Consider the following 7,047-nt stretch of genomic DNA (forward strand, 5'->3'; position numbering starts at 1 on the left):
GGAGCGTCGCTCACCGCCGGACCTGAGGCGCCTGGTCCTGGTGGGCGGGGCGACCCGACAGTGAGTGGGGAGCGTCTGCGTGGGCGCCTTCGTCGATCCCCACGGCGTGCCGGTCGACCAGCTCGCCCCCCAGCCACCCGGTGAACAGGGCCAGGACGAAACCGGCGAAGGACGCAACGTAGGCGATCGCGTCGGGTGACTCGGGCGCCTCACGCCGCAGCACCCAGCTGGTCGCGAACAGGACGAGCAGGACCGCGTTCCCGGAGCCGTGGAGGAGACCGACCTTCTTGGCCCGCGTCCCGCTGGGGATGCCGAGCCAGTCCACGAACCCGGGCAGCGCGGCCGCCACGCCGCCGATGATGCCGGCCGCGATCAACCAGTACGCGACGGTGGCCAGGTCATCGGCGCCGGTGACCAGGTAGAGGATGTCGAAGATGACGGCGGTCGCGAGCAGGCCGAAGGGGAACGGGATCAGCTGCTGGTGCAGGGCGTGTCCGAGGAACTTCACCCGGCTTTCCACAGGGTGGGTCTCGACGGCATGTTCGGCCATCGCTCGACCCTCCGAGGCGGCGACGTCGCGGCGTGCCCACTGTGGCGGCTGCTCAGCCATGCTCCGGCTCCTCGGATGCGGTGGCGGTGCGACGGTCCCGGATCGGGGGTCTTGAGCCGGAGCGTAGTCCCCCGATCCGTCCCGGCCGACTCCCTCGCGGGACGCCCGGTCACAGTCCGTTCGCACCACCCTCGCCGGTTCGAGCCTCCTCGTCCTCCGGCTCAGGTACAGATGAACCTGACCTGTCGCCGTCACGGCACGGTGGCGGGGTTCGCCGCAGGTGACCCACTTGGCGATGCATCCTCACGTGCCGGATCGGCAGTCCGCGCCGGAGAGCACTCCCCGGTCATGCGGGTCAGAAGACGAAGTACCAGTGGATGAACAGCAGGAACATCACGCCGAGTAGGGCGCTCGACGACGCCCGCCATACCACACCGACCCAGGACGACCGGGTCCACGCACCGAACGCCCACGGGAGCGGGGCGATCGCCAGGGCGAACCGGTAGGCCGACATCAGTGGCCGCCCTGGGAAGGGGTAGGTCAGCCACACCAACACGTGCGCTGCCGCGTACACGCCGTAGGGCAGCGGTGTGCGGACGAGGAGCCACACGACCGCCAGCGCCACCGCGATGAAGACGATCAGGTCCACGGAGTGGTATCCGGCCGGGTACTGGCCGGCGAACTGTGTGCCGAACCGCCAGGAGTCGGCCAGGGAGACGGTCGGGAGCGTCCACTGGCGCTCCCACCCCACCTGCGCTTGCACCGGCGCGAAGGGCGTGCCGTACCGGATCAGAGCGAACGCTGCGACCGCCGCCAGGCCGGCCGGGGCGCCGGCCACGGCCGCCGCCCACGCCCGGATGCCGAGACGGCGACCTGCGCGGTGCTGGCGCCACGCCTCCAACACCATCGGCAGGATCAGCAGAACCCCGACGTTGCGGGTGATGCTCGCGGTGGTCGCGAGGGCCGCCGCCCATCCCCAACGGCCACGTCGCGACCACACGAGCGCCCACGCCGAGGCGGCCAGGAACATAGCTTCGCTGAACGGCGCGACGAGGAAGAACGCTGCCGGGAAGACCGCCAACGCGACGAGGCTCCGCCCCGCGAGCCGCTCGTCGCCGGTCTCCTCCTCGATCAGGCGGTGCACCCCCGCCAGGGCCGCCACGGCGAAGGCCACCGCGGCCAGGCTGCCCGCCAGGTAGAAGCGGCTGGCTAGCAGCCGTCCCAGTACCGCAACCACCATCGGGAAGCCGGGGAAGAACGCCGCCGCCGACGGTGCCTGGTCCACGCGTAGCGGCAACGGATAACCGTCACGGGCGATCGCCAGGTACCACAACGCGTCGAAGCGCTCGAGGCTCGCGCCGAGCAGCCCGGTCCCCTGCTCCTCTGCGGAGGCTCCTGCCCAGCCCCGGAACCCCGTGCCGTACATCGGCTCGACGTCGACCGCGTCGTTGCCTTCGAGGAGACCGCCGAAGGCGAAGCCGAACAGGGCCAACACGGCACGCAGCGCGAGGATGGCGATGACCGCCCGCCGCCACGCGGTCGGCAGCCGCGCGAGCGGTGCGGCGAATGCCGCCAACCGCCCGGTCCAGGTCGCGCGCGCGTCGGACGGGCGGGTTCGCGGGGAGCGCTCGGACGGTTCGGCATCGACGGCCATCCGGCCGAGGATAACCGCGCTGAACCGGTCGCCGTCGCCGGCGAGCGCCCCGCTACGGTGGCCGCCGTGATCGCCGTGCCTGGTCGCGACCGCGCCGCCTTGTGGGTGTCGCTAGCCGTGCTCGGCGGCACGCTGCTGCTCGCCTACGGCGGGAAGGCCGTGTGCCTCGACGGGGAGCCGGGGTTCTGGGGCGTCACCCGCTACTGCTACTCGGACGTGCGGGTGCTGTGGGGGTACCGCGGGTTCGATGTGGACGCGCTCCCCTACGCCGGCGTGCCGCCGGGCTACCCCGTGGACTACACGTTCGAGTACCCCCCGGGGCTGGCGTTCCCCGCGTGGCTGATCGCGCTCGCCACCGACTCCCGCGCCGCGTTCTTCAACCTGCACGCGGTGACGTTCGCCGCAGCGGCGGTCGCGACCCTGTGGCAGCTCGAACGCGCCCTGACCGACCTCGCCAGGACAGGGCGACCGCGATCGCGCTGGCGGCTCCTGGGTTTCGCGCTGTCGCCAGGGCTGGTGCTGTTCGGCATGCAGAACTGGGACCTGTGGGCGGTCGTGCTGGTGGCTGCCGGGCTGGCGGCCGCGGCACGGCGACGCCCGATGCACGCGGCGGTGTGGTTCGGGCTGGGTGCAGCGGTCAAGTGGTGGCCGGCGTTGCTGGTCGTGACGCTGCTCGTCGGTCCGTGGGCGCCGCGGGACCGGCGCCGCCGCCTGGCCTTGCGACCCGCTGCGGTGGCGGCCGGCGTGTGGGCGTTGGCGCAGCTCCCCGCGGTGGTGGTCAGCCCCACGGCGTGGGCTCGATCACTCGCGTTCCACCTCGAACGCGGCGCCAACCTCGATTCCGCCGTGTCGGCGCTGGGATCTGTGGGGGCGGAGCTGCTCCCCGGCCGTTTCTGGGGCGGGGGGTTCACGACGCTGGCCACGGTGGTGTCGCTGACGCTGCTGTTGGTGGGCACGGCGTACATCAGCTGGCGTCTGGAACGCGGCAACGTCGATCCCGGCGACGCCGCACTCGCACTGGTCGCTCTGTTCCTGTTCACGAGCAAGGTCTTCTCGCCACAGTTCGTGTTGTGGCTGCTGCCCGTCGCCGTGCTGTCGACCGTGTCGTGGACGCCGGTCCTCGCCGTCGAGGCGAGCAACGCGGGGGTGTGGTTGCTGTACGGCCCGTGGATGGCGCTGGGAGCCGAACCGCGGTTCGCAGGGTTGCTGCGTGCCGCACAGGGCATGGCGGTCGTTCGCTGGGCGACGGTCGGGTGGCTGGTGACCGTTGCGCTGGGTCGATCAGCGGGGCGTGAACACCCCGACCAGGACCAGGGCGGCGGCCAGCACAGCCGCAAGGAACCGCAGCTCGCCGTCGCCCACGTACCAGGCGAAGAGGCCTAGCAGCAGGCCGATGGTCACCAGACCGGGCCCCACGTACCGCCCCTCGTCGTCGGCGGCCTCGTCCTCGGTGCTGTCGGCCACCCGTAGCCGTCCGTCGCGGTCCACCCACGCCCCGTTCGGCGCGTCGAACCAACCCGGGAGGGTCCCGCCGAGCGCCTGCACGGCGTCGCGCTCGTCGTCGTCGAGGCTGCCCACGACCGCCGCCCAGTCCATCGCCAGTTCGGCACGCAACGCGTCGCGGCCGGCGGCGTCGACCAGGACGACGTCGCCGTGGTCGTGGGGCCGGACACGCGCGTCGAGCCCCCGACGGGTGGCGAGCTGGGCGACGTGGCGAGCCACCGTGGGGTGGAAGCGGCCCACCGGAGCGCCGGTCGGGCGCAGCGGCGCGCCCTCGGGGACGAGCGCGGCGTCGCAGGCCGGGCAAACCGCCAGCCCCGCGACGTACTCGTCACCGCACGAGGAACACCTCATCCCGCGATGGTACGGCCGGCGCGGCATGCTGCGGTCGCGACCTTCCGGCGTTGCGAACGTCGGCGATGTGGCCGTTCTCTCGCCACGGACGCCGCCGTCCTACCCGGGGGAGGCGTCACCCTCCTCGTCGAGTTCACGCAGCAGCCGCTGCAGGGCCGGTTCCTCCGCGGCGGGCAGCTCCGTGCGCGGCACCGTCCGCGCTCCGTCATCGGGGCAGCGCCTGACCCACGCGGGCAGTTCCTGACGACACACCACGCACACGCGGGGTTCGGTCTCCACAACCGGGCCGCTGTCGACGCCGCCCGGCTCGTCCTCGTCGTCGCGGCGCCGCTCCAGTGGACTCACCACGACTCCTCGCCTGGGTCCCGTGCGTGACAGTACTGGGACGTGGCCGGCGACGAGCCAGGCGGCCGGTAGCGTCCCGGGCGATGACCCAGACGAACGCGTTCGACGTCCTCGAAGCCCGCGGCTACGTCCACGACGTCACCGATGAGGACGCCGTCCGCGACCTGCTCGCCTCCGAAGAGGTCACCTTCTACGTCGGCTTCGACCCCACCGCCCCGTCGTTGCACGTCGGCAACCTGGTGGGGATCATGGCGATGGCGTGGCTGCAGCGGCTGGGTCACCGCCCCGTGGCGATCGCCGGAGGTGCCACCGGCCGGATCGGCGACCCGTCCGGCCGTGACACCGAGCGGGAACTCCTCGACGACGAGGTCATCGCCGCGAACCTCAGCACCATCCAGGGGCAGCTGTCGCGCTTCTTGGACCTGTCCAGCCCCGAGCGTGGCCTGCTCCTGGACAACCACGAGTGGCTCGGGAGCGTCACGTACCTGGCGTTCCTCCGTGACGTCGGGAAGCACTTCTCGGTGAACCAGATGATCGCCCGGGAGTCCGTCAAGCGCCGGCTGGAGTCACGCGAACAAGGCATCTCGTACACGGAGTTCAGCTACCAGCTGCTACAGGCGTACGACTTCGCCCACCTGTACGCCACCTACGGGTGCCGTCTGCAGGGCGGTGGCTCCGACCAGTGGGGCAACATCGTGGCCGGCATCGACCTGACCCGCCGACTGCACGGCGCGGAGGCGTTCGGGATCGTGTGGCCGCTGATCGAAGGCTCAGGCGGGCAGAAGTTCTCCAAGTCCGCTGGGAACGCACCGTGGCTGGCGGCGGACCTGACATCTCCCTACGCCTACTACCAGTGGTGGCTGAACACCCACGACGACGACGTCGTGCGGTTCCTGCGCCTGTTCACCTTCCTACCCGATGAGCAGATCGACGAGCTCGCCCGTGACCACGCCGCCGAACCCGCGGCGCGGATCGCTCACCGGCGCCTGGCGCAGGAGACCACCCGGTTGCTGCACGGCGACGCGGAGCTGGCCGAGGCGGAACGCGCCAGCGAGATCCTGTTCGGCCACGAGCCGTTCGCTGGGCTCGACGACCGGGTGCTGTCCGACGCCTTCGACGCGGCGCCGTCCGTCGAGCTACCGCGCGGTCGGCTCGACGACGGCATGGGGATGCTCGAGCTGATGGTCGAGGTGGGTGCGGCGTCGTCCAACAGCCAGGCCCGCCGCCTGGTCGAGCAGGGTGGGGTATCGCTGAACAACGTCCGCGTCGACGACCCCGCTCGGCGCATCGCGCGCGGGGATCTGGCCAGCGCCACGACGCTCGTGCTGCGCGTGGGTCGGAAGCGCTACTACCTCGCCCGGTTCCTCTGACCGTTCGTCACAGCACCGCTTCGACGTCGTAGCCGGCCTGATCGATGGCGGCGCGGACGGCGTCGTCGGAGACGTCGCCGCGGACGCGGACCTCGCGACGCTGGACGTCCACGTCGACGAGGTCGACGCCGCCGAGCTTGGTCACTTCTCCCTCGATCGCGCGTTTGCAGTGGTCACACGAGATCGCGGGGACGCTGTAGGTCCGGGTCGTCACGGTCATCCTCCAGATAGGTGCCGTGGCATGATGCGTGGTCTGCGCCGTGTCGACCAGCCGGCGCCACCCGATCGGACGGACCGCCGACCCGATCGCGGTATCGGCCCGGTCCGCAGCAGCCACTGGTCACACGGCCATGCGCCGGTGTAGGCTGTCGGCTGCACCCGCCATGCACGGCCGCAGGAGACGAGATGTCGGCCTCGATCCGCCGGACCGCGACGACCGTGGTCAGCGTCCTGGCCGTCGCTGTGCTCCTCGCCGGCCCCGTCGGAGCCGACGAAGCGCCACCGCCCCAGTCGCCGGTTGGTCCGTCCGCCCCCCAGACGGAGGCCATCGAGCCCGCCGTGCAGGCACCGGCCGACGCGGTTGACCCCACCGCCACGACCGCCGCCCCGCGGCAAGCGGTCGACACGATCCTCGAGGCGGCCGACCAGGTCGCTGATCGCGCTGATCAGCACGACGCCCTGGCTCCGGTCGGGAGCGCCGTTCGCACGGTGACCGCGATGGCACGCGAGGCGACAGCACCGACCCCGCCGTCGCCGGCTCCAGCCGACGGTGATGCCACCCAGGCGACCGGCGGGCCGGTCACCGGACCGATCACCGATCTCGGCGCGGAGACCGCCCCGGCGCCCGTCCGCCAGGCTTCGAGCGTGCCGATCGGCATGACGTCGCTGACCGGTCTCCGACTCGATCGCGCGCAGATGCAGGTGGCCGAGGCGGACCTGGCCGCCTTCACCTCGCCGAACCCGGCCCTGGCTCCCCCCAACACGGGCACCTCCGCGCCGCTGGCGTCGGTCCCGATCGACCGGGCGCAGCGGATCCTGGTCGAGATCCTGTTCGGCGCCGCCCTGCTGGTCGTGGCCACGGCGGCCCTGGTCGGCGAACTCGGCCCCGACCGTCGGCCCACTGCGGGCTGACCGACCCGGCGGACGTGCGGTCGTTACGCGGCCGGACAGACCGCGGGACCTTCTCAGCCGGTTGGTGCCGCGCTAGCGTGCAACGCATGCGGTTGAGCCTGCTCTTCTCGGCGGCGGCGTTACTCGGTTCTGCGTTGACCGTC

At 72.0% G+C, this 7,047-nt stretch carries 8 protein-coding genes; 3 read left to right on the forward strand and 5 right to left on the reverse strand.

The window, feature by feature from the left end:
• Positions 1-10 precede the first annotated feature (10 nt).
• Entirely contained in the window at positions 11-520 is a 510-nt protein-coding gene (locus tag M3N57_03675; protein MDP9021795.1) for a DUF2231 domain-containing protein, read from the reverse strand.
• A gap of 385 nt (positions 521-905) precedes the next feature.
• On the reverse strand, positions 906-2,204 hold the full coding sequence (locus M3N57_03680) for a hypothetical protein (protein MDP9021796.1): 1,299 nt from the start codon (positions 2,202-2,204) through the stop codon (positions 906-908).
• A gap of 66 nt (positions 2,205-2,270) precedes the next feature.
• Between M3N57_03680 and M3N57_03685 the strand changes: the two genes are divergently transcribed.
• On the forward strand, positions 2,271-3,587 hold the full coding sequence (locus M3N57_03685) for a glycosyltransferase 87 family protein (GenBank protein ID MDP9021797.1): 1,317 nt from the start codon (positions 2,271-2,273) through the stop codon (positions 3,585-3,587).
• On the opposite strand, the gene M3N57_03690 is transcribed toward M3N57_03685, so the two are convergent.
• Positions 3,486-4,058 carry a hypothetical protein gene (locus M3N57_03690; GenBank protein ID MDP9021798.1) on the reverse strand — a complete coding sequence of 191 codons (573 nt, stop codon included), beginning with the start codon at positions 4,056-4,058 and terminating at the stop codon, positions 3,486-3,488. The genes M3N57_03685 and M3N57_03690 overlap by 102 nt on opposite strands.
• 99 nt (positions 4,059-4,157) lie before the next feature.
• Positions 4,158-4,403, reverse strand: a complete 246-nt coding sequence (locus M3N57_03695; GenBank protein ID MDP9021799.1) for a hypothetical protein — start codon at positions 4,401-4,403, stop codon at positions 4,158-4,160.
• A gap of 83 nt (positions 4,404-4,486) precedes the next feature.
• Between M3N57_03695 and tyrS the strand changes: the two genes are divergently transcribed.
• Positions 4,487-5,773, forward strand: coding sequence for a tyrosine--tRNA ligase (gene tyrS, locus M3N57_03700; GenBank protein ID MDP9021800.1), 1,287 nt, complete (start codon positions 4,487-4,489; stop codon positions 5,771-5,773).
• A gap of 7 nt (positions 5,774-5,780) precedes the next feature.
• On the opposite strand, the gene M3N57_03705 is transcribed toward tyrS, so the two are convergent.
• The gene (locus tag M3N57_03705; GenBank protein ID MDP9021801.1) at positions 5,781-5,993 is read right to left on the reverse strand and encodes a cation transporter; all 213 of its coding nucleotides are present in this window, start codon (positions 5,991-5,993) and stop codon (positions 5,781-5,783) included.
• Between the two features lie 185 nt (positions 5,994-6,178).
• On the opposite strand from M3N57_03705, the gene M3N57_03710 reads away from it, so the two are divergent.
• A complete protein-coding gene (locus M3N57_03710; GenBank protein MDP9021802.1) occupies positions 6,179-6,904 on the forward strand; it encodes a hypothetical protein in 726 nt (241 codons plus the stop codon).
• Positions 6,905-7,047: the final 143 nt, after the last annotated feature.

This window comes from Actinomycetota bacterium, assembly GCA_030776725.1.
Classification (GTDB): domain Bacteria; phylum Actinomycetota; class Nitriliruptoria; order Nitriliruptorales; family JAHWKO01; genus JAHWKW01.

What these genes read in the sequence shown, in the direction of transcription:
- tyrS (MDP9021800.1), top strand. Translation starts at nt 4,487, where the DNA reads ATGACCCAGACGAACGCGTTCGACGTCCTCGAAGCCCGCGGCTACGTC.
- M3N57_03705 (MDP9021801.1), bottom strand. Translation starts at nt 5,993, where the DNA reads ATGACCGTGACGACCCGGACCTACAGCGTCCCCGCGATCTCGTGTGAC.
- M3N57_03690 (MDP9021798.1), bottom strand. Translation starts at nt 4,058, where the DNA reads ATGAGGTGTTCCTCGTGCGGTGACGAGTACGTCGCGGGGCTGGCGGTT.
- M3N57_03680 (MDP9021796.1), bottom strand. Translation starts at nt 2,204, where the DNA reads ATGGCCGTCGATGCCGAACCGTCCGAGCGCTCCCCGCGAACCCGCCCG.
- M3N57_03710 (MDP9021802.1), top strand. Translation starts at nt 6,179, where the DNA reads ATGTCGGCCTCGATCCGCCGGACCGCGACGACCGTGGTCAGCGTCCTG.